Source organism: Bradyrhizobium sp. RDI18 (genome assembly GCF_043203335.1).
Classification (GTDB): Bacteria; Pseudomonadota; Alphaproteobacteria; order Rhizobiales; family Xanthobacteraceae; genus Bradyrhizobium; species Bradyrhizobium retamae.
Window position 1 is genome coordinate 2,614,325 of sequence record NZ_JBICRN010000008.1, and the last position, 26,284, is coordinate 2,640,608.

Genomic DNA, 26,284 nt, shown 5'->3' on the forward strand with positions numbered 1-26,284 from the left:
TCAAGGACGGTGATTTCAGGTTACGCGGGTTGGTCACCGAGCTTGCCGAGCGCGGGCCGAAAGGCGACTAACACTCAGTGTGGGACATCGTACATGCCGAGTAGAGCATGGCTTTCCTGGCGGCTTTGCCGCTATGCCAGGACGATGCGCCATGTTCATCGAGTCACGATCGCTGGCGTGCGCTTTTAGACCTATGTCGAGAACGTCCTTCGAATTTACGAATTATCGTTGTCCTTCGATCTTTACACCCACAGAAGCAAAGCCGTGCGCCAGCTCATTCGCTCCGCTGGCATCAAGCTCCGCTTCCTGCCAAAACGCTCAACCGGCCTGAATCCCGTCCGACAGGTCTTTGCTAAACTCAAACACCTGCTCCGAAACGATGTGGTTCGAACAATTGATGCACTCCGCGCAGTTCGGGAGCTATTACGGCGTCATCCTGAACTCGGAGCCGGAATACGCCGCACGCTGGAGCACCGGATTCGCGCCTGGCGGGCTATCCATGGCGCGGAGCGAGAAGTGATCTTTCGCCAGACCCATGCAGCTGGCCAGGTCGGCCTCTCCGACTTCACTGACTTCACTGACATGGGCAGAACTGGGGGTCACCATCGCTGGCCTGCCACTCGATCATCGCCTCCCATTACGGCTCGCCTATTCCGGATCGAGCATGCTCATGTTGTGCATGTTGCGCTCGGTGGCGAGAGCTTCGTCGCCCTGGCCGAAGGGCTGCAGAATGCCCTGTGGTCGCGGCGCGCCGCGCGAGCATCGGACCGACAGCCTGTCGGCGGCCTTGTGCAATCTCGACCGGAATGCTCAGGACGGTCTGAGGCGGCGATGCGAGCAGCTTTGCGCCCATTATGGCATGCAGCCGACCCGCAATAATCGCGGCATTTCCCACGAGTACGGGGATGATCGAGAGCACGTACGCCCATCTCAAGCGGGCGATTGCGGATACGCTACTCTTGGGCGGCACCACCGACTTCGACGATCTCGCCGCTTATCGCTGCTTCGTCGACGAGATCGTCAGCCGTCGTAATGCCCGCAACACCAGGCGGATCGACAGCGAGCGCACCACCCTGTGGGTCCTGCCGGATCGCCGTACCTACGAGGAGATGATCGTCCGCGTGACATCGAGCGGCGGCTTCACCCCGCGGAAGGTGTTCTACACGGTGCCATCGCGCCTATCGGTCACCGGCGGCGGGTGCGCCTGTACGACGATCGTCTCGACGGTGTTCGTCGGCGGCTCGCGACTCCTCACCTTGCCGCGCGGACGGCCGCATCCCAACGGCAAGCACGACCAGGTCGTCGACGGTTCGGCACGGGATCCATTCCGTGCGGCACAAGCCGATCGCGCTTCTCAATCTGGTCTATCGCGATCGATATTCCGGCGTAACGCTTAGCGCCGAGCCTTGGACTTCTTGCGCGAACGCTTGCCGGACAAGAGTGCCTGCCGGATCATGGTCGATCTGCTTACACTCGTTCATAAGCGCGGCTGCGAGGCCGAACTCCCGCTGACCTCGACGCCGGCCGACTGCCGGACCTCAACGGGTTGCGCGCCCACTTCGCCCCTGCTCCCGCTCACGTGCCGAACGTCGCGGTGCAACTGGCGCCGCTCGCCATTGAAGCCTCCTCGGCGCCGCCGAGATCGGAGGTGCCGCATGAGCACGGCCAACACCGTCGACACCGCGCTCCTCAATCTGTTGCCCAACGAGCTGCAGTGCCCGCCATCAAGATGCCGTGGCCGCAATTTGCCGAGCAGTCTGACATCGACCGCCTCGATTGCTTCGATTTCCTCGTCCTGATGATCTTGCCCAGGTCATTAAAGATCAGGCCGAGACCAGCGTGCTGTTCGAGCTCATCAGCCCACGCTACGAGCGGCGCTCCATGCTGATGGCGGCCATTCAGCCCTTCAGAGAATGGAATATGGTTTTCCCGGAACCCGCCATGACATTCGCCGTTAATCGACGTCTCGTCCACCACGCTACCATCATCGAGATGAATGTCGAAAGTTTCGCAGGCGCACCGCGCTCGAACGAAAGCGCGGCCCAGGACGGCCGCCGTCGCACGCCACACCCAAAACTGTCGGTGATTGAGGCTCCGCGACAATCAGAGCCAACAAAACTCCTTGCGCCTGCAATCGTCGTGGCAATCATCACACCGCGACACCAATTCGCCATCCTGATTTTCGCGCGCTCCTCATCCAGATTGTCCCGCTATAGTTAACGTTTTTGTGAGCTCACCGGCGCATGAAAACACCTGCACTAGGTCTCGGATGCCATGTTCGATGAGGATGCATGCCGCACCCCGAACAACCACGCGCCGGATACCACCGCCACCCATTCGCAAGCTTGCCATCGACACTCCGCAGGCAACACTAAGACCTACTCGCATCAGACGGAACAAGGGGTTAGCTACATGGATCTAAGATTGCTTCGTTTAGCCGCCGATACGGCAAGCCCTTCTTCTCCGCCGACAAGGCATGAGTCAGGTGACCACCGCAGCAGCAAACCCCGTTACGCAGGTCTTCGTTTTCAAGAAACGCCTGCAACGATTTGGAGTTCGTGATGTACCGAATGTAGGCGAAAGTGCTTTCTGTGAGCAGCTGCGTTGCAGTGTGCGCCACTATAGACGGGATATGATCGCAGTTGTAATGGACGACACCTTCCTCGCGATACGAGTGGTAGAGGAACGCTGAAGAGGTACAGGTCTCGATCATGTCGCGATCGCAGGCAGTACAGTCACAGATAATGCTGCTCGTCCGCATGGCGCGAACCATGGCGCGATCGATCAGATATTCCATTCGGTGTTTCGGAAGATCGGAGCGACGCACCGCGCAGTTCAGGAGGATGTCGGTTTTCGGCAGAGCAGCCGCAATAATATCTCGAGTGCGAGAGGGATCATTGTTGTCCATCACGAGCAGTTTTGTGCGAGTGGCGGCAATGTAGTCGACGCCTTCGGTTCCGAAGCGGGCATTGGCTCTGCCATTAAAGTCCTCGCTGTTTCGAGTGACAACAACGGTCAAGGCAACACCAAGATCGGACAAATATTTAAATGCGGAGAGACCCATGTTGCCGCACCCGATGATTAGGGCCCGCCCCCTGGAAGAAAGTTCTCATTGCGGGGGCAAAATGTTCGTTTTTCCTTCGAGCAGAGCTCTAGCGCTCTATGGGCGAAGAGATAGCCAGTCAATCGGCTCATCGGCTCGAGCAATGGATATCGGCCGTCTTTTCCCACCCACTCGTAAGCAATTCCTAAGAAGCCTCGGCTAACGAGTTCAGAAATATCCTGCGCCGCAATGTTTTCATCGAAATGCAAGTAGGTGAATAAGATATGATGCGGAGCGTAGTCAACATACTCTGAACGTAACGGCGCCTTGACTTTGAGGAGGAGCCTCGCTTCGGTGAGAAGCTTACTTTTTACCACAATCTTAGCGCCGCTCTCCTGATAATCAGAATCGGAGAAGCCTGCCCCTTCTCCGGCGCCACTCTCGATATAAACGGTATGCCCGGAGCTCGAAAGAACTCTCGCTTGAAGGGGCTGTAGTGCGACACGATGCTCGTCTTGCTTAATTTCCTTCAACACACCTACGTTCATGGAACGCTCCCTTGTTATTCCGATTCGGTCGGATGCCGATTCTTACCTACGAGCGCGAGCCTTACAGTTTGTCGCCGCAATCGAGGTGTCAAACGCAACATCCTGGAACGGAGAGCATTTCTTCTTGCGGCATCTCTTGTATTCAATGCGAAATTACTAGCACAGATCGACAAAGCGCGGTGAGCGTGCAACCATAGGCGCCTCTCTAGGTCTGCACATGATCGTCAGAGAATACGGCGAGTTCGAAGGAGAGCAACTATCAAACTACGCGGGGAGTTTTGGGCTTGACTTGGACTCAAAACTATAATTGGTCGTGCGTGAAGAACGCGGATTTCAACCTGGGCTAGACTGAAGTCGAGCGGTGAGCGGGATGAGGATTTTGAACAGCAAGAGCCTCAGCCACCGTATGAGGCGGCGGAAGTTGTAGCCGACGGCGGCGAGGACGGCGTTGGTGGCATCGCCCTGGCGGTGCCAGAGGTAATTCCGGCCCATTCGATGCTCGGATTTGAGATGGCCGATGACCGGCTCGATCGCGGAGCGCCGGCGCAACTCGCGTTTGATCTTGGGCGTCACCCGCCGCTTCTGGCCTGAGGTGAACACCCTGAATTTGTATTCGGGCGGCGCATTGTGGCCGCGGTAGCCTTTGTCGCCAAGAAGGCGCTCGATGATGTTGCCGATCAGCGCTTCCATCTCCGGGATCACGGTTTTGAGCGTATGGCCGTCATAGGGGTTGCCGGGCAGCGCTTTCACGTGGGTGACGAACTGGCCGCCTTTGGCGTGCGATAACGTCGTGGCAACGGAGACCTTGACCCCGATCTATGGACCACGCCCGCGTTGCAAGAGGGATCGACAAAGGGATGAAGCGGTTTGCGCCAATCTATCCGGCTTCGATTTGAGGCTGTCGCCCCGAGCCATTATGGATATCCGCGCCACTTCTGTCCTCAATAACTCGCCGGCCTCAAGGAGGACCATGGAGTCGAACCAGGCTTCAGAAGTGTCGGTGGAACCGTTTCTCCATTCGTCCTTTCCGTCTCGCAAACCTCGGCGGGATAGTGTGCTATTCCGATCGGATCTTGGATCTTCCTTCCTTCCCGGGTCGGGCGTGCTATGCAGCGTGGCCCAGGAAACTCGCTTCGTAGTCACGGCCTTTTGCGAGCATGCTCCAGGCCATCCGCGCGAGTTTTGCGGCCAAGGCAACAACCAGTACATTCGAGTGGAGCCGCTTCGATGCGGCCTCCAGCCAGGCTCCGAAGCCGTGCCTGGCCCAGGTTTGGCGCCTCAGTAATACGGCTCTGGCTCCCTGAATGAACAGTGTTCGTAGATAACGGTTGCCGCGTCTTGATATGCGACCGAGAATGGTTCGATCACCGGTCGAGATTTGTTTTGGTACCAGGCCAAGCCATGCCGCAAAGTCGCGGCCCTTCTGGAACGCATCACCAGTTCCGATCGCGGCAATCATCGCGCTTGAGATGATTGGCCCGACGCCCGGCGCACTCATCAGGCGGCGACAATGCGCATCTTGCTCCGCGATCTCATTGATCTCCTTGGTGACTAACGCGACGCGATGGTCGAGATAGCGCCAGTCCTCGGCCAAGTCCTGGATGAGCCGAACCACCTGAGGTGATAGGCTTTCCGAAGGCATCGAGAGGATTTGGGGGAGTTGCCAATCGGAGTGCTGCCGCTCCCTGCCGCACTGGTAGGCCTCGCTCAAGCAAAAAGCCCCGAATTTGATTGATGACCGATGTTCTCTGTGTCACCAATCGACTGCGAACTCTGTGGAGTGCCTGTAAATCAAGTTGTTCGGCCGACTTCACTGGGACGAACCGCATTGTCGGCCGCTGAGCAGCCTCGGCGATCGCTTCAGCATCCCGAAAGTCATTCTTGTGACCCTTGAGGTATGGTTTGACGTACTGTGCCGGCAAGAGCCGTACTTGATGGCCTAATTTCTCGAGCTTGCGCCCCAGATGATGTGCTCCTGCACACGCCTCCATTCCGATTAGGCAACGCGGAACATTGCTCAGCGACTGGTCAAGCTGATTTCTCGATCGCTTCTTGCGTAACGTGATTGCGCCGGTGGCATCGAGACCAACGACATGGAATGTGTTCTTCCCGAGATCGATACCGATTGTGATAATGTTCGTATTCGACATGGCTTGCGCTCCTGCTGCTGCCCGCGGGGTAGCACGTTGCCTCTGAGAGCGGGCGTGGTCCATGCCATTAACTCGTAGGGCCGGTGGGCCTTGCCCTTGCCGATGCATTCGACTTCCGGCGCGTGCAGCGAATAGACCTTCGGACCACGCTGGTGCTGTTTCTGGTCAAGCACCCGTCGCGCCAGTGTCAGCATACGGTCGAGCGCGATCTCATGGAGCAAGTCGACATTGCCCTCGAGCTTGCGGGCGATGTCGCGGATGATGCGGCCAAGATAGGTTCTGAGCGTCTTCAAGGCCCGATTGGCGCGTTTGAACTGCTTGGCGTGGGCATAGCTGGTGCTTAATCAGGGCGAACTTGCCGATCCGCCCATAGGACTGACGCAGCTTGATGCCAGCTTCCTTGGCGAGCCGCACCAGGATCTCGCGGGCGCGGTTCAGAAGCCGCGCGTCGGTCGGGAACATGACGTTCTTGGGCTGCACCGTGGTGTCGACGATGACGCGATTGAGGTCGGACGGCTTGATCGCCTCGGTCTTGGTGGCGACCGAGAGGCTCTCCTGGAGCAGCGCCTGCAGCTTCTCCTCACCCATGCGCTGGCGCCAGCGCGTCAGCGAGGAGCGGTCAAACACCAGGCGATGCTGGAAGAACTCCTCGCCGCAGAAGAACTGGTAATAGGGGTTCTCCAGCCAGCGTTCGCACAACACCTCGTCGGAGAGGTCGTAGGTGTGCTTGAGAATGGCCAATCCGGCCATCAGACGAGTCGGCAGCGGCGGCCGGCCCGGCTTGTCCTCGTAGACCGCGCCGAACTGCTGCTCCAGGAACGACCAGTCGATCGTCCGCGCCAGCTTCACCAGCGCATGGTTCATGTCGATGATCGCGTCCAGCCGCGAGCGCAGCAGATCGGTCTGCCCTGTCTCTCGTCGTTCCTTGGGTCGCATCGCTCCCTCGTCCGAAGTCCTTGGCGACCACAGAATCACGAATCAGATTTGCAAGGAATCTGGAGGGTTCTGTGAGGTCGCGCTCACGCGAGGGCGCGGCAGGCGCTTATGACGCGACCTCATTGAAGCCGGATTGAACGAAGGCGCGGGAGGCTATGCGCGATTTTACGCTATGGGGATTGTTTGAGATCGCAAGGCCCGATCTGCTGGCTCGGCGCGTGAGGCAGAGACACGAGATGTGCGCATCGGGGAAGAGTTGAGACCAAACGCGCTTCGCCGGAGATCACGATAGACTTTTTGTTGCATCGGACGGTTGTTGTCGCGCAGTGTGACAGCACGGATTCGACATCGTCCGCGATGATCGAGACGCTGGGAGCGGAATGACGAATGATGATCGTCGTGCACGGCATGACTTGGCTCACGATGTGTCGCATCGGAACGGTGGTGTTCGAGGGCTGGAGCGGCTGAAGCTGTGTCGAAAGCGCTCAATGATGCGCATGACGCCACCACAATCGGCACAGGCAGGAACCTCGGCCCAGGTTTGAGCTTCCGAATCCACAGGCGGCGGCTGGCCATCGTTTGGGGCTGTTCGCTCGCGATCGAGAAGTTCGCGGCAAAGGGCGAGCTTGGCAGCGCGATGGCGGTTGGCCATGAAGCCGAAGTGGCGGATGCGATGGAAGCCATCGGGCAGCGTGTGAAGAAGGAAGCGGCGGATGAACTCGTCGGCCTTGAGCTTCATGATCCTTGTCGCGCCGTTCTGGCGGTAGTCCTTCCAGGTAAAGGCGACGTGATCCTCGTCGAGGGCTACGAGCCGGCTGTTGGCGATTGCAACGCGATGGGTATAGCGGCCGAGATAGGCCAGCACCTGCGCGGGGCCGCCGAACGGCCGCTTGGCATAGACGACCCAGCTGATGCGCCGCATAGCGAGGAGGTGAGCTGCGAAGGCAGCAGGCTCGGCCAGGGATGCGAGATCGCCGAAGAAGTTCAGGGTGCCGGCGTCGAAGGCGGCGGTCAGACGTTCGAGGAACAGGCGTCTGAACAGCCGGGCGAGCGGTTTGACGGCCAGGAAGAAGTTTGGTCGGCTGGCGATCCAGCGCGCGCCATCGGGCGAGAGGCCGCCGCCCGGCACGACACAGTGAATGTGAGGATGATGCGTCAGCGCCTGTCCCCAGGTATGCAGGACCGCGACGCCGCCGATCTCTGCACCGAGCCTTCGCGGATTGGCAGCAAGCGTCGTCATCGCCTCAGCGGCGGCCTTAAACAGGATGGCATAGACGACGGCCTTGTTCTGGAAAGCGATCGCTGCGATCGGTGCAGGAAGCGTAAAGACGACGTGGAAATAGGGAACCGGCAGCAGGTCGGCTTCTCGCGCGGCAAGCCACGCGGCTCGGGCTCGCCCCTGACACTTCGGACAATGCCGATTCCGGCAGGAATTATAAGCGATGCGTGTCATGCCGCAGTCGTCGCAAGCCTCCATGTGACCGCCGAGCGCCTCGGTTCGGCACGCAACGATCGCACTCATCACGCGCCGCTCGACCCGACCGAGATGACCGGCATGCAAACGGCGATAGGCGTCGCCATGCCGGCGCAAGATATCGGCAATCTCGATGGCGGGTCTGTGCGGACGGACGTCGGGGCGGGCCATAACCCGCATCCCGGACGCGTCGTCATACCGGTGGCGTCACCTCCAGCGACAGGCGGTCGAGCGGGCTCTGCGTCGCCCGGATCGTATCGGTGGCGACCTGCGTGTAGCGCGCCGTCGACGACAGGTTATTGTGCCCGAGCAGAACCTGGATGATCCGGATGTCGGTTCCGTTCTCCAGAAGATGTGTCGCGAAGCTGTGGCGCAGCGTGTGCAGCGTGACGCGCTTGGTCAGGCCCGCAGCCTTCACCGCCGACCGGCAGGCGGCATGCAACACGGTCTGATCGATCGGATGGTCTTCGTCGCGTCCCGGGAACAGATAAACCCGCGGCCGGGCGAGCCGCCAGTAGGTGCGCAGGATGCCGAGTAGTTGGGGCGACAGCATCACGTTGCGATCCTTCGCCCCCTTGCCGTGGCGCACCTGGATGACACCGCGAGCACTGTCGATGTCTTCGATCCGCAGTCCCGCGACCTCCGAGGCCCTCAGCCCGGCCGCATAGGCGGTGGTCAGTGCGGCGCGGCTCTTCAGGCTCGATACCGCTTCAAGAAACTGAACCACTTCGTCGGCGCTGAGCACGACCGGCAGCTTGCGCGGTTCTCGCGCATAGGGAATGCGTTCCGGGATCAGCGCCTCGCCAAGAGTAACGCCGTAGAAAAACCGCAGCGCACAGACGATTTGGTTCAGCGCCGGCCATGATATGCCGGTCGAGACCAGATGCACTTGAAAGGCGCGAACGTCTTCCAGTTCCAACCGATCCGGCGATTTGCCGAAATAACGGCTGAACTTCGAAACCGCGCTGATGTAGGATCGCTGCGTCGCCGGCGACAGATTGCGGACGGTCATGTCCTCGATCATGCGGCGGCGAAGAGGGCTCAAATCGGCCATCTCAATACTCCTGTCTGAGAGGGTGGGCTGCAACACCCACATCCTCTCAGGCAGGAGGCGCTCTACGCCACCTCGCCGTTCACGCCGCGGTAGCGGCTTCGTTCAATCCCTCTTTGCAACCGCGATTCCCGGCAAATCCTAATGCCCGTTCGTTGCTCTTTCCGATTCCAAATCAAGGCGTTGGCGATTCTTCACGGACGACTAATTGTCCCTTTATTGAGTGCACGGCATGATGGAAGCTCCCGCTTAGCCCACCTGCAGTCTCGGTTGGTTAGTGCTAGACCAATTGCTGACGGGCACCGCCGAAGTCGCAGTCGTATGGGCCGCCTACTTTTTAGGGCACCGATCTCTTCTAGGAGCCTGTCCAGTTAGCTTTGGGAAGGCAGTTTTATCTTGATAATGGCGGCTCAGGCGGCCCTTGCGAGCTTGACGAGGTTGTGAGCGGTGCAGATGAGCGCCCATTCTGCGCTGACCTTTTCGATGCCGCGCAGCAGGAATTGCCTGAACCCTCTTGCCTGTTTGATCTGTCCGAAGACGGCTTCGACGATCTGCTTGCGCAAGCGGTAGCGACTTCGGTAGCCGGCGCGCTTGAGCTTGGTGCTCATCCTGGCGATCAGCGAGCCGGGTCTTGAAGCCTTTTTCGCGGTGGCGGATTTGGTGCCGTGCTTCTGCCTTCCGGTGGCGATGTAGCCCTCGATGCGCCGCCGTTTGATCGTGCGAAGATTGGCGTCGGAGCAGTAGCCGGCGTCGGCCGATACTTCGTCGGGATTGGTCCCCAGATTGGCCCTGATCCCGTCGAGCAACGGCGCCAGTTGCGCCTGATCGCTGGAGGAACTGGTCAGCGTCTGCGCCACGATGATCTGATGGGCACCATCGACCGCGGCCTGGGCGTTGTAGCCCTGGATGTAACCGTCCTTGGTCTTCAGGATGCGGCTTTCCGGGTCGGTGAAATTGCGTTGCGCCTTGCCGTCGGGCTCCGTGTTCGGCGGCGCGGACGTCTTGCCGTTCTTTTTGCCCCCTTCGGCGATGCGGCGCTCCTCGGCTTCGGCCCGCGCCTTGCGCTCCGCCTCGGCTGCGGCCTTGGCTTCGGCCTCCAGCGCGGCCTTGGCCTCGCGGATCTTCTCAAGCCGCTTCTGCTTGTCGGCCACCCAATCGGGCATCTCGTCGCCGCGCTTGTCGCCGTAGAGCTTATCCTCCTGCGCATCGGCGGCCTCCGTCGCCTTGAGCCAGCGGTCGACCTCCGCTGCAAGCTCCGCTTCCCGCTTCTTCATGCGATCATAGCTCATCGCCTTGTGCTTGGACGCGTTCGCCTTGATCTTGGTGCCGTCGAGCGCAACGTGCCCGAGCTTCACCAACCCGGCCTTCTCGGCCAGCTTCAACACCTGCACGAACAGGTCGGCCAGCGCCTTCAGGTGCCGCCGCCGGAACTCTGAGATCGTGCGGAAGTCCGGCGCATCGCCCGCCACGATCATCATGAAATCCGCCCGCTCCACCGCCGCCCTGGCGATCCGCCGCGACGAGTAGATACCGCTCGCGTAGCCGTGCAGAAGCAGCGCCGTCAGCATCCGAGGATCGAACGGCGGCTGCCCCAGCCCGCTTCGGTAGCTGCCTATGATCGCCGATAGATCAAGGCTTTCCCTGACCAGCGACACGATCAGCCGCGAAACGTGGTCCCTCGGCACATAATCCTGCACGCTCGGCGGCAGAAGCTGGGCCTCGTCGATCTTCCAGGGGCGAAATTCCTTGCTCATGGCTGCGCAAGGAATCAGACTCGCTCCCTCTTGACCAGTCACTACTCAGACAGGCTCCTAGGAGTGCCACGGCACGCGTCGCGGTCAAAAAACAACCAGATCAGATAGCTTTCGCAATGATCGAAAGTGACGTAGAGCCCCGGCGTTCTCCTTGAGCAACCCGGTGGGTAGATCAAGGCAAGGTGCACGGAGGCAACATGATTGAAGCGACTGAAATATATCGTGGTGCGGCGCCCTACTACGCACGGCACGGCCTAGCCTATCCAGAAGACTTCTTCGTATCATTGATTCGAGTTTGCCGTCTTAATAATGGAAGTCGGGCAATCGATCTTGGTGCCGGCACTGGACAAATTTCTATTCGCTTGGCGCGCTCGATTGGGGGAGTGCTTTTTGTCGATCCAAGTGGCGAAATGGTTCACGAAGGAAAGCGAATGGCCCGGAGCATAGGCGTAAAAAATATAGAATTTCTAATGTCTAGATCTGAAGACCTAAACGAACCAGAATCGTCATTCGATATCGCCACAATTGCGGGCGCCTTCATTTTTATGGATCAAAGCATGGTGTTGGCAAAGCTGGCCCAAATGCTTAAACCGGATGGTTGTGTTGCGATCATCCGTCGGGAACGGGATGGTTCAGAACCTGGAGAATGGTATGATGCGATGATAAACGAGATCAAGGAGTTCTGGGGAGGAAGCTTTCCGGCAGGTCCCGGCGCCGCTTTGCCCATAATGGCGATGTCCTATCCAGAGGTCTTGCGCTCTTCCGACTTCTCTGAAGTCACCGAGCTTCGTCATTACTACGAGCATCACTGGAACATTGATGACCTTCTTAGCTACCTCTTCTCAACGTGCATGGCCGCCCCAGGTACTCTCGGATCGCGTCGGGATGAATTTACTACACGCATTCGTGGTTTGTTAAGGTCATATTCGTCATCTGGACTCTTTACGGAACGAGGTCACGTCAAGACGTGGCTCGGATATAGGTTCTAAGCGCATTCAACGCCAGTCCAAACGTAGCCACTTGGCTTTGCCCTCTCAGATCTAGGCATGCGGTTTGCCGCATGCTCGCCATATGTGAGACTGCGCGCACGTAGCTGTAATGCGTGGTGCGGCACGTGGAGGCGTGCTCTCAGACTCTCAACAACAGTCCATCCACGGATCTTTCTGCTACTCGTCTCACCCCACGCAGTTCTTGTACGTGGTGCGGCCTAGCTATGTAGTCTGATGATTTTCCACTGTGTCTTTTCACCAGAAGGAGTTAGAGCCCGTCCCGAAAGAAGGATGGACGGATGAAGCAAGCAGCGTTCGCAGAAGAGCAGATTTTGCTGTATTGAAATGAGCATGAGACCGGAGCAAGGACGGCCGACCTAGCGCCAAGCGCCGCGGGAACAACCTGGCCGCATGAAAATATCTGAGACCAAGAGGCTGAGGGCGCAGCGCCTCGATCCCATCGGGGGAGGCAGATCTTGTTGCGGGTGCCCGAAAGCGAAGAACGGCACAACGTGCTGCCACATTTAGTCAGATCTGGCGCAGCGTTTACCCCATTTGGTCTCAACTCGGCAAGCTACAGCAATGCCCCCGCGGCGCTCTCGGGCGATAGATCGCGTTGATCGAGGGCAGGATCGCCTTGCGGTCCCTCCAGGAGACGAACGCAAGGCTGTTGCGGATTAGGTGCATGATGGGGTCGTTGAAGAAGTCTGCGGTCGTCGATTCACTGATCCCGCCGGTTCTCTTTGATTCGCGAGGTGGGCAGGATGCTGGGTCGGAAAGAGCGCGATCAGCTGGAGCTGTTCATCACCGGTTCGTTGCGACAGCTCGTTCCAGACGACCACATCCTCGCTCGCGTCGATCGCGTGTTGGACCTCTCGTGGCTGCGTGACGAGGTCGCCGATCTCTACTGCACAGATAACGGACGCCCGGGGATCGACCCGGAAGTGGCTGTTCGGCTTATGCTTGCCGGCTTTCTGCTGGGAATCATCCATGACCGACGGCTGCTGCGCGAGGCGCAGGTCAACCTGGCGATCCGTTGGTTCGTAGGCTATGGTCTGCACGAGGTGCTGCCCGACCACTCGTCGCTGACGCGCATTCGCCAGCGCTGGGGCGCTGAGCGCTTCCGCAACATCTTCAAACGCACGGTTAAGGCATGCATCGCAGCTAAGATTGCGGCCGGCGAGATCGTTCACATCGACGCCTCGTTAATCCGCGCGAACGTGAGTTGGGACGCCTTGGCGGTGCGCCATATCGCCGATGTCGAAGCAGCCGACCTATCCGAGTTCGAATGGAAGGATCGTCAGAGCGGCAAACACAAAAAGATCTGCACAACCGATCCCGATGCGACCATGGCCACCAGCAGCCGCAATCGTCGTCTGGAGCCTGCCTACAAGCAGCACACAGCGGTCGACGATCTGGCGGGCGTTGTTCTTGATGTCGAGGTCGCGACAGGCGAGGAGAACGAAGGAATGGCGATCGAGGCTCGGCTAGATGCAATCGCCGCTACAACCGGCGTCGATATCAAGACGGCGACCATGGATGCGGGCTATGCGTATGCCAAGGTTTTCCGGGCGCTCGAGGACCGTAAGATCGAAGCCATTGTGCCGGCAAAAACCGAACAGTTGCCTGGCAAGGTGATACCGACGAGGCGCTTCAAGCTCGATGCCAAGCACAACTTGGTGCGTTGTCCAACCGGCAAGATCCTGCGTCCCAAAGGCAAGCTGCAACGGGGCTCTTTCCAACACTTCCACGCGAGCAGCAAAGACTGTCGAGCCTGCCCGCTGCGGTCGCGCTGCGTGAGCCTTTCCCGCCATGCGCGTGTGGTCGTGTTCAATATCAATCACCCGTCATTGCTTCGGGCGCGACGCAAGAGGCTCAGATGGGGCAAAAATGAACACAATCTCTATCGGCGTCATCGCTGGCGGGTCGAGGGCATCCATGGCGAAGCCAAGAGTTGGCACGGTCTTGCTCGTGCCATACGCCGCGGCAAGGACAACATGCGCATCCAGGCTTTCCTGACTGCCGCTGCCATCAATCTGAAGCGGTTGGCCGCAGTACTCTTCGCCATTTTGCTCATGCTAGCGGCCCGCGTTGACGATCGGCTTCATCATCAAAGGATCGCCTCAGCCTGAAGCACGGCCAGCGGGCGTGCGGCAAGGGCGCGTCAAAGAAGCGGGCTTCTTCAACGACCCCATGATGCAGGTTTGCACCAGCGTTTGAGGGTAAGACCGGTTTGATCGCTTGCGGAATGCGTTTCAGCCCGTCGAAGAAGGCGATCAGGATGTCGTTGACACCGCGCGCCCCCGGGAATGTCAGATATTTTGTGTAAGAGGCCTCTGTGAAGGTTGAATTGCAGCCGTTTCTTGCAGCCGGACATTGTCATCGATCCCATGGTGGCTAACAGTGGACGGGCAGCAAGGTTTGTCAAGGCCGTAGCCCGCAGGATCGCCGTTACGGACCTTGCTGATCGGCCAAACTCGGGCCGACGAATAAGGGGCCGATCGACACTTTGGTCATCGCGCTGATCCCGGAAAACGCGAGCCGAACTGAATGGCGAACTGGCCCACGGCGGCAGTCTACTCGACACCTCGCCGCCACCTCAATCCGGCGTTCTTGATGGCGAGATAAAGCAGCTTCAACGCCGCGCCGTCATTTGGAAAGCTGCCGCGGGTCTTGATATCTTGCGCAAGCTACGGTGCAGCGCCTCGACGTTGGTGGTGTAGATCATCTTGCGGAAGCCAGGAGCCAACGCGAAGAACGGCACGACGTGTTCCCAGGCGCGGAGCGATTTCAGTAATTCCGGGACAGAAATTCCGCTAAATCGCGGACAGTAGTGACGGTTGGTTTTCGAGAGCGCCGTTCAGGCAATGTTCTCTCTCAAGCTGAGTTTGAGAAGGGCGATGCCAAGATGGAAGTAAGCGAAACGAACTGCGGTGAAGGACCTACGATCGATCCTGAGACTGACATACGAGCAAGGCCTGTCCGCTCGGGCCATCTCGGAACGGCTGCAGATCAGCAAGACCTCGGTTGCCCTACCTGCTGCGGGCGCGTGAGGCGGGCTTAAGCTGGCTGCTGCCATCGATTTACGAGAGCGAGGTGGCGTTGGAGCGGACGCTGTTCCGCCGGGTCGGACGGCCGCCCCAGGATTTTGAGCGAACCTGAGTGGCCGCTGGTGGTGCAGGAGCTGAAGCGCAAGGGTGTGACGCTGACGCTGCTGTGGCAGAAATACCGGGCGGCCCGTCCCAACGGTTATGGCTATACCTGGTTCTGCGAGAAGTTTGCAGCCTACCAACGCCGGGCGAACCCGACCTTCCGCCACCGCTATGCGGCGGGTGCGGTGATGCAGACCGTTTATGCCGGCCCGACGATGGAGGTGATCGATCCGCAAACGGGCGAGATCCGTCAGGCTCAGATTTTTGTCACAGTGCCCAGGGCCTCGTCGCTGACCTTCCATGGAGCTTCGGTCAGCGACTGCCGGATTGGATAAGGCCAGACCCGGGCCTTTGTCGTACTTCGGCGACGTTCCCAAAGCGATCGTCTGCGACAATCTGAAGGCCTGGGTCGTCAAGGCGCTGTGGTTTGAGCCGACGCCCACCCAGACCTTTGCCGTCATGGGCGAGCACTACGACACGACGATTTTGCCGACCCGTAGTCGCAAGACGCGCGAGAAGGGCAAAGTTGAAGGCGCGGTGCTGATTGTCGAACGCTGGATTCTGGCGCGGCTGCGCCGGCCCGCGGTTCTTCAACTTGGCCGATCTCAACAGCGCGATTGGTGATTTGCTCGAGGAGCTGAACGACCGGCCGATGCGCCATATCGGGAAATGCCGTCGCCAGATGTTCGAGGAGATCGAATGCACCGCCCTGGCGCCGCTGCCCAGCGAGCCGTTCGGAATATGCCGAATGGAAAACGGCCAAAATGCATCTCGATTATCATGTTGAAGTCGACAAGACCTTTTACTCGGTGCTGCACCGGCTGATCGGCTGTCGGCGGAATGTCCGGCTCACCTATCGGGCTGTCGAGATCTTCCAGGATCACATGCGGGTCGCCAGCCATGCGCGCCGGTCGCAGCGCAGCGGCCACGTCACGATGAACGAGCACATGCCCAAGGCCGATCAGCGCTACGCCAATATGACGCCGGCGGGCTTGATCAAGATGGAGGGGCGGATCGTCATCCTGGTCGAGCGGATTGGCCGGCGGCGATCAGGGTGAGAACTCCTATTGCCTCATGGAGGAATGTTCCCGAAGTCGCGATCGTTGCCTCATTTATTTTGCTCCCAAGAAGACGGACGGTCAGTACGGGGGAGGCCGGTCGTGAAGCTGGCCGGGGTTGTGCAACGACCGGCCTCCCCCGTACCGGAAGCGGGCGCTGTTACCGCGCAACCCCTGTCTCCTCGAAACGCTCCGCATGATCTGCCGATCCAAAGAGCAGCGCGCTTGCCTGCTTGCTGCGCCAGGATTTGAGGCGGCGCTGAAGCGTTCGCAGCAGCTTATCCGGGTACGCGCCCGGATATTCCGCCTGCAGCTTGTCAGGAGCTCGGCGCCGGTTCGCCACGGCTCGGCCTTGAACCACTCCTGCAGCTGTGGGGTCGCCTGAACGAGCGGATCAGGGCGACGACGACCTCGCTTCGCTTTGAGTATCGGCCGGTCAGTCGGTCGAGATGCGCCCTCTTTCCAAGCCGTTCGCAAGCTGGCGAGGAATAAGTCGATCGGCGGCCGCCGCAATAATCGAATCGCCTGCGACTTCACGTCGGCAAGGTCGGCCAGACGTATCTGCACAGGACGAATGTCACGCAGCAACGCGACCGGGTCCAAGCTGACGCAGATTTCCTGCAGTCGGGCCTGAACCGCATCGGAGAGGTATGTGGGTCGGCTGCCAGCCGCTGATGCGGCGTCGTCGGTGCACTATAAGATTTACGGACGCGTGCGCCATCGCGCTGTTTTCCGATCAGCTTGAACGACGGCTGGAAGAAGTTCACGAACAGGCGCACTGAGCGATAGAGTTATGCGAGCAACGCAGCCCCTCGAGTCCTTCAATCGACGCTAACCAACCATGCGTCGGACCACGGCTCCGTTCTTCTGTTCAACAAACGCCTGGTCATTCTTGCGGTAGGGTCGGCAACGCGTGACACAATGTTCGCCTGCTCACAATGCGCTTTCAGCGTTTCGTTTATGAACACGGTATCATTGTCGGTATCGAGGCCCTGCAGCGAGAACGGCAGCTGTCGGCGAAGTTCTGTCAACACGGTGCTCAGGAGCGTTTGCTCGCGCACCAGCAACGGCGCACACTCCGTCCAGCCGGTCGCAATATCCGCGAGCACCAGCGTCTGGATAAACTGCCGCGCGCCGAGGGCCCGCTGTGGGCGACCAGATCGGCTTCGACAAACCCCGGCGCCGGATCCTTCCAGTCGGCGGACGTCCGTACCATGCTCCGTCGCAATACGCTCGCCGTGGCCGTTCCATTGACTCGATCAGGGGCGGCAGCAGCGCTTTCAGAGGATTGCCCCATATCCCCTCGGAGCAGGCGCATCGTATGCTTTTGATGGAGCCCGTCACAACCACAAACTCGTCGAGAATTCGCGCCTTCTCCGCGCGGCTCGCCTCTCTGTAGCGCTGCCCCACAGCGGCCGTCAGCTCTCTTCGAGTCGCCATGCTCAGTTGCCTCATTCGTCCCCGCAGTCCCATCCCACTGGGGAGCAAATTACGTGAGGCAGCGGCCCAGCATTCAGGAATATTTCAGGCGACGCAATGCGCGCTCTCATCCTGTTTGCGCTCCATAGCGGAAGCCCATCCATCTGGGAGAGGCATTCGGGATGAGCGAACGGCGGGCGTGTAAAGCCATCGGCTGCTGCATGACCATGAGATACGCGACGATCCAGGCCGACGACGCCGGCCTTCGCCAGCGCATGAATGCGATTGCCCAGGAACGCCGCCGCTTCGCTATCGGCGCCTGCATGTTCTGCTCAAGCGGGAGGGCTATCTGATCAACCATAAGAATCTCTTCCGGCTCTATCGGGAAGAGAAGCTGACGGTGCCGGGACGAACTCCTGAACGAGACGTTGTTCACGTCACTGGCCCAGATCTCGCATTACTCTCGGATGCTGGCGGGCCGATACAACGACACACGACCACACTCGCAGCTCGGATGAAAAATCCCATCCGAGTTCGCCTTGACCTGCCGCCCGCGCCGGGATCTGGCGCTGCGATGACGAAGGCTCCGCGCCCGCTCCCGTCGCTAGCACCGCCCATCCGGCAAATCCAACAGCTGGATCGAATTAAGGACTGGATAAACTAGTCACGTGAATCTAAAGTTCACCACATAAAGTCTGCTGGGCTTTGTGGCAGAAGCGTTTGACCGAAGCCAAAATCTGGTCTGCGGACTTGGTCCATTTGAAGGGCTTCGGGCTTTTGTTGTGCAGGTCGATGAAGGAGCGGATGTCGGCCTCGAGCTGCCTGACGGAGGTGTGAACACCTCGCTGGATCTGCTTTCTGGTGAGTTCAGCGAACCAGCGCTCGACCTGATTGATCCATGACGCGGAAGTCGGCGTGAAGTGGACATGATAATGCGGGCAGCGGGCGAGCCACGCTTTGACCTTGGGTGTCTTGTGGGTGGCGTAGTTGTCCATGACTATGTGGACATCGAGCCCTTCAGGAACTTGAGCATCGATCTCCTTTAAAAACTTCAAGAACTCAACTGCCCGGTGGCGCTTGTAGCATTTGCCGATGACGAACCCCGAGGCGATATCGAGTGCTGCAAACAGCGTGGTCGTACCATGCCGCAGATAACCGTGCGTACGACGTTCCGGCACGCCAGGCATCATCGGTAAGATCGGTTGCTCGCGATCGAGCGCCTGAATCTGGCTCTTCTCATCGATGCTGAGAACAAGGGCTCGGTTCGGTGGGGATAGGTAAAGGCCGACGATATCGCGCACCTTGTCGACGAACAGCGGATCGCTCGACAGCTTGAATGTCTGGCTGCGGTGCGGCTGCAAGCCGAACGCCGGCCACATTCGGCGGATCGTGGTGTGGGAAAAGCCAGTTTCCGCAGCCATCGATCGGATCGACCAGTGCGTCGCATCGGCTGGCGTCGTGCGCAACGTCCGCTCGATCACAGCCGCAACCTGATCGTCGTTGATGGTGCGAGGGCGGCCAGGGCGGGCTTCGTCAAGCAGGCCGTCACAGCGATCCTTCAGAAATCGGCGGCGCCACTTGCCAACGGTGTGTTCATGGATGCCGAGTTCGGCAGCCACGGACTTGCTTGGCAAGCCATCCGCACACCGCAGGATCGCGCGGCACCGCTCAGATAGCGACCGGGCAACACGATGACGACGAACTTGCCTTTCTAAGTACGCCCGCTCCTGCGCACTCAGCACCAACGGCGCGATGGGCCGGCCTCTCACACCCGCATTCGTCACAAGCGCTCTCCTCTATCGAGAGATTCGAGCTATCATATAATGTAACGAACTTGCGTTCCAGATGACTAGGGGCAAGGTCAATGCGGCATCCGGTGAGACGGGCTGCCGCCCCATGAGGCGACCGCCAAGCGTCGCATTACGATTTGCAGAAGCTATTGGTAAGCCTACTTTGACTCGATTCAGAACGACCCTAAATTCAAGGCGCTTAAGATCTGGATTTTCGTGTACAAGTCGCTGAGTAAAATGCTCAGCAGAGATTCAGAGCCCTCGCGTCAATTCTCCTTAATGGCCCCAATTCCGCACCGCCATTCGGCCGACACCCTTAACGGACCACACCTACACAGTTCATCTCGCTGTTTCATCGAACCCGTACGTAGGTTGGCCAGCATCTGCGCACCCCAGACCGAGCCCTCCCTCGGCAACAAATGTCGGATCTAGAGACTTCGCAGCCAATGCTCAGTCGACCCAGCCCGTGTAGGTGGCAAGCCCACGTTTCCTAATTTGGCTACCGATTACCACTCGCTGGATTTCCGACGAGCCTTCCCAAATCCTGTCAACGCGAACATCGCGATAGAGCCGCTCGACCGCGTTCTCTCGCATGTAACCGCGGCCCCCTAGGATTTGCAGCGCTTTATCGATGACGCGTCCTGCCATCTCGCTCGCCTGTAGCTTCACTGCGCTTGCATGGGCGTGGGCCAGCTTTCGGTCAGGCCTCTGCGATGCCTGCCATGCGACGCGATAAACCAACGATTTTGTCGACATGATTTCTACTGCCATGTCCGCGAGCATGAACTCGATCGCCTGAAAATCGCGAATCAATCTGCCAAATTGGACGCGTTCCGCCGCATAGGCGTTCGCGATTTCGGTCGCCCTTGTTGCCGCGCCGACACAATGGGCCGCGATCTTGAGACGGGTCTCGACAAACCAATCCTTCGTTAGGTCGAGACCGCCGCCAATAGTACCAAGAATGTCCTCATCTCCCAGCTCCACCTCTTCAAACACGAACTCTGGATGCTCTGAAATGTAGGTGTGCATGAACTTCGGCACGCGTTTGATATGGACTCCCGGTCGATCCTTGTCGACAAGAAACACCGTTGGCTTTGCCGGATCTCCATCAACATGGGCGTGCACCATGATGAAGTCGGCGATATCCCCGTGAGTAACGAACCACTTCTCGCCGGAAAGATAGTACCGGTTTCCACGTCGCACCGCCGTAGTTTTCACTTGGCGCGGGTCGGATCCTGCGCTGGCCTCTGAAATTGCAAAGCAATAGGTGCGTTCGCCGCGACAACATGGCTCGAGGTAGCGTCGCCGCTGCTCGGCGTTGCCTTCCTTCAGAGGGATTGCGGGTTGGTATGCCACGCCCCAGATTCCGCCCGTTGCCATCCCGAACTGTTCGTTGACGAGCGCCTGCTCGAACAACGACAAGCCTTGGCCCCCGTGCTCGGACGTATGGTTGATCGCATTGAAGCCCGCCGCGAGCACCTCCCTCTTGAGCTGCGAGAAGATATCGCTAGGCAACGTGTTATGCTCCTCGACCAACATTTCGTTGGGAAAGAGGTGCTCCCTAGCAAACCGGGCGGCTCTCTCCTGAAGGTCGCGCTCGCGCTTTGAAAGTGTCAGATCCATGAGTCTCGATCCTTTCCTAGTTTGTCGTGCGCAAGCTCAAATTGCTGCGCGCCAGATGCTTACCGCCATCAACGAAGAGCACCGTGCCTGTGATGTAGTCGCCCGCGGGGGATGCGAGATAAGCGACCGCCTCGGCCACTTCCTCCGGTTCGCCCATGCGCCGGATGGGCAAGACATCAATGCCGGCCTCGATCTGCGCTTGATTATATTGCGCTAGCCCGCTGGTACGGATTGTACCTGGTGCGATTGCGTTAACGGTGATGTTGTACGGCGCCCACTCGCCAGCAAGGGTCTCAGTCAGGCTGATGACTCCAGCTCTCGCTGCAGCGCTATGCGCGTAGCCAGGCAAGCCGCCTGCAATGGAAAGCACGATGTTGATAATGCGCCCGCGACCGCCCGCAGCAACAAGGCGCGCCGCGAATGCCCGGGACACGTGCCATGTTCCTGTGAGATTGAGATCGACGACTGATCGAAATCCGTTCGCCGATATGCGCAGAGCGGCGGCTTCGAACTGCCCGCCAGCGTTGTTCACGAGAACGTCGGGCATGAGCCCGCGCTCGGATAAGCTGTCGAAAGCCGCCTCAACGTTATGCTCATCGCGTATGTCGACGGTTTGCACATCCACAGCAATTTCTTTCGCCCGAAGACGATCTGCCGCCGCGGCAAGGCGCTCCGCGCTTCGGGAGACAATGACTACGGTGGCGCCGAGTTCGCCCAGTTGTTCTGCAATCGCATATCCAATGCCGCTGCCACCTCCGGTTACTAGTGCAACTCGGCCGGCGAAAAGTTTTGACGCAAAGACCTGCCTCATGCTGTATGTCCCCGGCGAACAACGAAAGGACAATCGAGATGATGAATGTGCAAACGCGGCGCAACGGGGCGGTGTTCGAGATTGTGTTGGATCGACCGAGCGCAAACACGATCGACGGAGCAACGAGCCGAGCGCTTAGCGAAGCGTTTGTTACATTGCGTGACGATCTTTCGTTGCGGGTGGGTATAGTTACCGGTGCCGGCGAGCGCTTCTTCTCGGCCGGCTGGGATCTCAAGTCTGGCGCTGTAGAGACGCCCGACCGTGATTGGGGTCAAGGCGGCTTTGCCGGGCTTACAGAGCTGTTTGACATCGGCAAGCCCGTGATCGCTGCCGTGAACGGTCTCGCTGCTGGCGGCGGCTTCGAACTGGTACTCGCCTGCGACCTCATCGTTGCAGCCGACCACGCCGAGTTTCTGCTTCCTGAGGCGCGCGTCGGGGTCATCGCCGATGCTGGTGGCGTACTCCGCTTGCCGCGCCGATTGCCGCACGCAATCGCGATGGAGATGCTTCTCACCGGGCGGCGCATGAGCGCAGATGAGGCGCTCATGCGTGGCCTGATCAACGCGATCACGCCACGAGCTGAGGTTCTCACGCATGCCCGTCAACTTGCGGATAGCATCTGCACCTCGGCGCCTCTTGCGATTGCAGCCTACAAAGAGGTGCTGCTGAAAACTGAGAACCTGCCGGTGCCCGAGGCGTACCGCGTTATGCGGAGCGACGCGTGCCCGGCCTACCACAGGCTGCGTGCTTCCGAGGATTTTAGGGAGGGACCACGCGCTTTCGCCGAAAAGCGGCCGCCGCGCTGGCGAGGATGTTGAGTGACCGTGCAACGTCTCCGAAGGTGGAAGGACCGCGCTGCAATAGGCAAAGAGATCCAAGGGAATGGAATACAACGGAATGCAGCCGCGCAGGCGTACACGCGTCTCGAACGGCTGGAGAACGCGACTGTGTTCATCCTTGCACATCATCGCTCTCAATCTGCCATAGCGAGGCCGCCGACCCCCAACAACCGCTCGCGTCTGGCCACAGCGCCTTCAAGCCAGCCGGCCTGGAGTTGCGGGACCGAGGCGACGAGAATTTTCGTGTAGGCATGCTGGGGCCTGTTCAACACCTCGTCTGTGGGGCCACGTTCGACAATTTCGCCGCGATGCATAACGGCAATCTCGTCCGCGAAGCTCGCGGCAGTAGAGATGTCATGCGTGATGAACATGAACGCCAATCCGCGCTCAGTTCTTAAGCGACGCAACAATTCGATGATCGATGCAGCAACTATGGTATCGAGCGCTGACGTGATCTCATCGCAAAGGATAAGTTCGGGGTCTGCGGCAAGCGCCCGAGCGAGATTGACTCGCTGCTTCTGACCTCCAGAGAGTTGGTGAGGCTTGCGCCGGGCAAAGTCGGCCGGCAACTGTACCATTTCCAAGAGATCTCGCACTAACTCGCCGCTCTCGCGGGTAGCCTTGCCGCGGAAAAGAGTTAGCGGTCGACCCAGAATTTGCCCAACAGTGTTCGCAGGATTGAGAGCGACATCGGGGGACTGAAATACCATTTGGATGCGGCGCAATGCGTCTTTTGACCTTTGCTGGACAGAGTCCGGCAGCCGCTCTCCAGCTAGATGAATGGTTCCCCGGGCAGGAGGAAGCAGACCGGCGACAACCCGCGCCAAGGTGCTTTTACCCGAACCGGATTCACCGATTATGGCGAGTGCCGAAGACCGGCGCACGACGAGATCGACAGACTTCACGGCTACTACGACTGGATTTTGTCTTCTATTTCGGCCGTAACCAGCGGTGACATTCGTGATATTAAGAAGCGGCGGCCCGGCGATTGCGGTGGGCGCAGCAACGGCATCCGGCGTCCATTTTTTGCAAGCCGCAAGCAGAGTACGAGTGTACGGCGCCCTGGGTGCAGTAATGATCGCTTCGGAACTGCCCTGCTCTTGGACGACCCCGTTATGAATCACCAATATCCTGTCAGCGATCTGGGACACGACGGCGAGATCATGACTGATGTAGAGCGCCGCCGCCCCTTGATGCCGGATCGCGCGTTTAAATGCCTCAAGAACCTCGATTTGGGTTGTGACGTCCAGGGCGGTTGTCGGTTCATCCAGAACGAGAAGCTTCGGCCCGCAACAGATCGCCATGGCGGCCATGAGGCGTTGCAGTTGGCCCCCTGAGACTTGATGAGGATAGCGCGCTCCGATGTGTACGGGATCGGGCAGAGCCAACTCGCCATAGAGTTCAAGTGCTCGGGCGCGGGCCTGTTTGGCGGGCATAATTCGGTGAACTACCGCCGCCTCAATGACCTGTTCTCCAATCATGAGCGACGGATTAAAGCTGGCCGCGGCACTCTGCGCGACGTACGCGACTTGGCTACCGCGCATTTTACAAAGCGTGGCAGGGTCAAGCGAAAGGACATCAGCTCCATCAAGCAGCACGCGTCCTGAGGTCGCCTTTAATCCCGGCCGGATATGCCCGAGTGCGGTAAGACCAAGAGTAGTCTTTCCCGAACCGGACTCGCCGATGATGGCAAGCACTTCCCCAGGCGCGATAGCAAGATTAACGCCGCGCACAACAGGTGCTCGCGTCGCGACGCTTTCGATAGTGAGGTTTTCAATCTCAAGAACGCGACGGTTCATTCGCGCCCCCCGCGGTAGTCTCGGCCGGAACGCAATGACAATTCATCGACAAGAAGATTCAAAGCAACGGTGATGCTCGCGATTGCCGCTGCCGGAATGATGGGCGCCAGGGAGCCCGATCCCAATCCCTCGATATTCTCCCTGACCATGCTGCCCCAATCGGCGACCGGCGGTTGCACGCCCAATCCGAGAAAGCTCAGACTGCTCATGAACAAGATGATGAAAGAAAGTCGCAACGCAAAATCGGTGAGCAGCGGCAGCGCGGCGTTCGGCAACATCTCCCGAAAAAGCACCCACCAGACACCCTCGCCTCGCGCACGCGCGGCCTCGATAAACTCCATCTCTCGTAGCTCCATGGCAAGCGCTCGCGCGATCCTGAACACTGCCGAGGCGTAGATGAATCCGCTCGTGACGATGAGCACCGGGATCGATGAGCCGAGTGCCGCAATGACGACCAGACCCATCATAATGTGTGGGAACGAAAGGAGTGCATCATTGAGCCGGCTCATCAGGGTGTCGACTAAGCCACCGCGAATCGCAGCGAACAAACCCAGATAAACTCCAACGAACTCGGCGATCAGGGTTGCGGTTAGCCCCATTCCGAGCGTCGTCCGCGCGCCAGCCATCAAGCGAGAGAGGATGTCACGCCCGATATAGTCCGTGCCGAGGAAGAATGCGGCAGCAGGCCGGGCCAAGTTGTGATCGGAAACAATGTCCGCCTCGTTATACGGCGCAAGCAATGGGCCGAACACAGCTACAAAGAACCAAAAAAGGAGAATCGCTACGGCGATTAGCGCGCCAATGCTCAGCTGAACTCGCCGAGGCTTCAGCGACGTGGCGGTCGAATTATTTGCGACGGCGTTCATTTTTTCACCGCTGCGTGTCGTAGCCGCGGGTTGCCGAGGATTGCCGCGATGTCGGCAAGCAGCATCAGACCAATATAGCCCACACAAAAGATAAGCACACAGGCCTGGATCACCGGATAATCGCGGGAGGAAACAGCATCGACGAGCAGGCGCGCCAAACCTGGGTATGCGAAGATCGTCTCGACAACCACGACTCCGCTCACCAAGTACGCAAGATTGAGCGCGACAACGTTGGCGATTGGGCCGATTGCGTTACGTAGCGCGTGTACCAGGATCACGCGGCGGTACGGCACACCTTTAAGTACCGCCATTTCGATATAGGGCAACGAGAGGACGTTCACTACTGTTGCACGAATCATACGAACCATCTGCGAGATTATGACGGCGGCGAGGGTCGCGACCGGCATCGCCAGCGAGGTTACAAACTGATTGATCGACTGGTATTCAGTGACGTACGCGATCGCCGGCAGCCAGCGGAGATTCACCGCGAAGATGAGCACCAAGACGGTAGCAAGGAAGAACTCCGGTAAGGCAGCAACGCACAGAATCGCGATAGAGCTGAGGCGGTCGAACTTGCTGGCCGGGCGGGTCGCGGCGGTCAGTCCGATGGCGAATGACAACGGAACCGCCACGACCGCGGAGAGAGCAGCCAAGACCAGCGTGTGTCCGAGCCTGTCACCGATAAGCGCACTCACCGGCGTCTGATTTGCGAGCGACATACCGAAATCGAGGTGCAGGATGCCGAAAAGCCAACTGAGGTACCGCAGAGGCGCTGGCCGGTCCAAACCCATTTGAGCTCGCAACACCGAAACGCTTTCGGGAGTGGCGCTCTGCCCAAGCACAGCTTGCGCTACGTCGCCAGGCAGCAGCTCAGTTCCGACGAACACTAGAAGAGAAACGAGGAGCAACGTCAGCAACCCCTGCAGCACACGACGAGCTATCAATTGGATCATTCGCAAACTCTCGGAGAGGGCGATGATCT

The 26,284-nt window shown here is 59.2% G+C and carries 16 protein-coding genes and 9 pseudogenes; 9 read left to right on the top strand and 16 right to left on the bottom strand.

Going from position 1 to position 26,284, the window contains the following annotated elements:
* Nucleotides 1–264: 264 nt before the first annotated feature.
* The 3 pseudogenes from ACFXS9_RS21770 to ACFXS9_RS21780 form a co-directional block, all read left to right on the top strand.
* Nucleotides 265–345 (top strand): annotated as a pseudogene (locus ACFXS9_RS21770) (hypothetical protein); the annotation flags it as partial.
* Between the two features lie 72 nt (nucleotides 346–417).
* Nucleotides 418–1,659 (top strand): annotated as a pseudogene (locus ACFXS9_RS21775) (IS21 family transposase); the annotation flags it as partial.
* A gap of 94 nt (nucleotides 1,660–1,753) precedes the next feature.
* Nucleotides 1,754–2,220: pseudogene (locus ACFXS9_RS21780) on the top strand (ATP-binding protein); the annotation flags it as partial.
* A gap of 184 nt (nucleotides 2,221–2,404) precedes the next feature.
* Here the strand turns inward: ACFXS9_RS21780 and ACFXS9_RS21785 are convergent.
* The 8 genes and pseudogenes from ACFXS9_RS21785 to ACFXS9_RS21820 form a co-directional block, all read right to left on the bottom strand.
* Nucleotides 2,405–3,064, bottom strand: coding sequence for a hypothetical protein (locus tag ACFXS9_RS21785; RefSeq protein ID WP_392691921.1), 660 nt, complete (start codon nucleotides 3,062–3,064; stop codon nucleotides 2,405–2,407).
* Between the two features lie 17 nt (nucleotides 3,065–3,081).
* The gene (locus tag ACFXS9_RS21790) at nucleotides 3,082–3,591 is read right to left on the bottom strand and encodes a hypothetical protein (RefSeq protein WP_392691924.1); all 510 of its coding nucleotides are present in this window, start codon (nucleotides 3,589–3,591) and stop codon (nucleotides 3,082–3,084) included.
* Nucleotides 3,592–3,924: 333 nt separating this feature from the next.
* Nucleotides 3,925–4,404: pseudogene (locus ACFXS9_RS21795) on the bottom strand (IS5/IS1182 family transposase); the annotation flags it as partial.
* Nucleotides 4,405–4,696: 292 nt separating this feature from the next.
* Nucleotides 4,697–5,741 (bottom strand): annotated as a pseudogene (locus tag ACFXS9_RS21800) (IS110 family transposase).
* Between the two features lie 71 nt (nucleotides 5,742–5,812).
* Nucleotides 5,813–6,677, bottom strand: a pseudogene (locus ACFXS9_RS21805) (IS5 family transposase); the annotation flags it as partial.
* A gap of 418 nt (nucleotides 6,678–7,095) precedes the next feature.
* Nucleotides 7,096–8,322, bottom strand: a complete 1,227-nt coding sequence (locus ACFXS9_RS21810) for an IS91 family transposase (protein ID WP_392685342.1) — start codon at nucleotides 8,320–8,322, stop codon at nucleotides 7,096–7,098.
* A gap of 22 nt (nucleotides 8,323–8,344) precedes the next feature.
* Complete coding sequence (locus tag ACFXS9_RS21815) at nucleotides 8,345–9,205, bottom strand: tyrosine-type recombinase/integrase (protein ID WP_392685345.1); 861 nt, start codon at nucleotides 9,203–9,205, stop codon at nucleotides 8,345–8,347.
* 407 nt (nucleotides 9,206–9,612) lie between these two features.
* A complete protein-coding gene (locus ACFXS9_RS21820) occupies nucleotides 9,613–10,956 on the bottom strand; it encodes an IS1182 family transposase (protein ID WP_392691927.1) in 1,344 nt (447 codons plus the stop codon).
* 197 nt (nucleotides 10,957–11,153) lie between these two features.
* On the opposite strand from ACFXS9_RS21820, the gene ACFXS9_RS21825 reads away from it, so the two are divergent.
* Together ACFXS9_RS21825 and ACFXS9_RS21830 are read left to right on the top strand one after the other, a co-directional pair.
* Nucleotides 11,154–11,945, top strand: coding sequence for a class I SAM-dependent methyltransferase (locus ACFXS9_RS21825; RefSeq protein ID WP_392691929.1), 792 nt, complete (start codon nucleotides 11,154–11,156; stop codon nucleotides 11,943–11,945).
* Between the two features lie 764 nt (nucleotides 11,946–12,709).
* Entirely contained in the window at nucleotides 12,710–14,077 is a 1,368-nt protein-coding gene (locus tag ACFXS9_RS21830; protein ID WP_392691931.1) for a transposase, read from the top strand.
* A gap of 503 nt (nucleotides 14,078–14,580) precedes the next feature.
* On the opposite strand, the gene ACFXS9_RS21835 is transcribed toward ACFXS9_RS21830, so the two are convergent.
* A complete protein-coding gene (locus ACFXS9_RS21835; RefSeq protein WP_392691934.1) occupies nucleotides 14,581–14,709 on the bottom strand; it encodes a hypothetical protein in 129 nt (42 codons plus the stop codon).
* Between the two features lie 169 nt (nucleotides 14,710–14,878).
* On the opposite strand from ACFXS9_RS21835, the pseudogene istA reads away from it, so the two are divergent.
* Nucleotides 14,879–16,146, top strand: a pseudogene (gene istA, locus ACFXS9_RS21840) (IS21 family transposase); the annotation flags it as partial.
* Between the two features lie 169 nt (nucleotides 16,147–16,315).
* Here istA and ACFXS9_RS21845 read toward each other — a convergent pair.
* Nucleotides 16,316–17,610: pseudogene (locus ACFXS9_RS21845) on the bottom strand (ISNCY family transposase).
* A gap of 125 nt (nucleotides 17,611–17,735) precedes the next feature.
* On the opposite strand from ACFXS9_RS21845, the pseudogene ACFXS9_RS21850 reads away from it, so the two are divergent.
* Both ACFXS9_RS21850 and ACFXS9_RS21855 read left to right on the top strand, forming a co-directional pair.
* Nucleotides 17,736–18,028, top strand: a pseudogene (locus ACFXS9_RS21850) (IS3 family transposase); the annotation flags it as partial.
* Entirely contained in the window at nucleotides 18,003–18,092 is a 90-nt protein-coding gene (locus ACFXS9_RS21855) for a hypothetical protein (protein WP_392691937.1), read from the top strand. The pseudogene ACFXS9_RS21850 and the gene ACFXS9_RS21855, both read left to right, overlap by 26 nt.
* A 156-nt stretch (nucleotides 18,093–18,248) precedes the next feature.
* Here the strand turns inward: ACFXS9_RS21855 and ACFXS9_RS21860 are convergent, their stop codons facing one another.
* From ACFXS9_RS21860 to ACFXS9_RS21870, 3 genes are all read right to left on the bottom strand, one after another.
* Nucleotides 18,249–19,358: an IS630 family transposase gene (locus tag ACFXS9_RS21860; RefSeq protein ID WP_392691940.1), complete on the bottom strand. Its 1,110-nt coding sequence runs from the start codon at nucleotides 19,356–19,358 to the stop codon at nucleotides 18,249–18,251.
* Between the two features lie 456 nt (nucleotides 19,359–19,814).
* Complete coding sequence (locus tag ACFXS9_RS21865; RefSeq protein WP_392691942.1) at nucleotides 19,815–20,987, bottom strand: acyl-CoA dehydrogenase family protein; 1,173 nt, start codon at nucleotides 20,985–20,987, stop codon at nucleotides 19,815–19,817.
* A 16-nt stretch (nucleotides 20,988–21,003) separates the two neighbouring features.
* Nucleotides 21,004–21,798 (bottom strand): SDR family oxidoreductase, encoded by a 795-nt coding sequence (locus ACFXS9_RS21870; protein ID WP_392691945.1) that lies wholly within the window; start codon nucleotides 21,796–21,798, stop codon nucleotides 21,004–21,006.
* A 5-nt stretch (nucleotides 21,799–21,803) separates the two neighbouring features.
* On the opposite strand from ACFXS9_RS21870, the gene ACFXS9_RS21875 reads away from it, so the two are divergent.
* Nucleotides 21,804–22,616, top strand: a complete 813-nt coding sequence (locus tag ACFXS9_RS21875; protein ID WP_392691947.1) for an enoyl-CoA hydratase-related protein — start codon at nucleotides 21,804–21,806, stop codon at nucleotides 22,614–22,616.
* A 155-nt stretch (nucleotides 22,617–22,771) separates the two neighbouring features.
* Here ACFXS9_RS21875 and ACFXS9_RS21880 read toward each other — a convergent pair whose 3' ends face one another.
* Genes ACFXS9_RS21880 through ACFXS9_RS21890 form a run of 3 tightly spaced genes read right to left on the bottom strand, consistent with a single transcriptional unit; the run spans nucleotide 22,772 to nucleotide 26,255 of the window.
* Nucleotides 22,772–24,436 carry an ABC transporter ATP-binding protein gene (locus tag ACFXS9_RS21880; RefSeq protein ID WP_392691950.1) on the bottom strand — a complete coding sequence of 555 codons (1,665 nt, stop codon included), beginning with the start codon at nucleotides 24,434–24,436 and terminating at the stop codon, nucleotides 22,772–22,774.
* Nucleotides 24,433–25,302: an ABC transporter permease gene (locus ACFXS9_RS21885; protein WP_392691953.1), complete on the bottom strand. Its 870-nt coding sequence runs from the start codon at nucleotides 25,300–25,302 to the stop codon at nucleotides 24,433–24,435. Before ACFXS9_RS21885 ends, ACFXS9_RS21880 begins: the two co-directional genes overlap by 4 nt.
* The gene (locus tag ACFXS9_RS21890) at nucleotides 25,299–26,255 is read right to left on the bottom strand and encodes an ABC transporter permease (RefSeq protein ID WP_392699935.1); all 957 of its coding nucleotides are present in this window, start codon (nucleotides 26,253–26,255) and stop codon (nucleotides 25,299–25,301) included. Before ACFXS9_RS21890 ends, ACFXS9_RS21885 begins: the two co-directional genes overlap by 4 nt.
* Nucleotides 26,256–26,284: the final 29 nt, after the last annotated feature.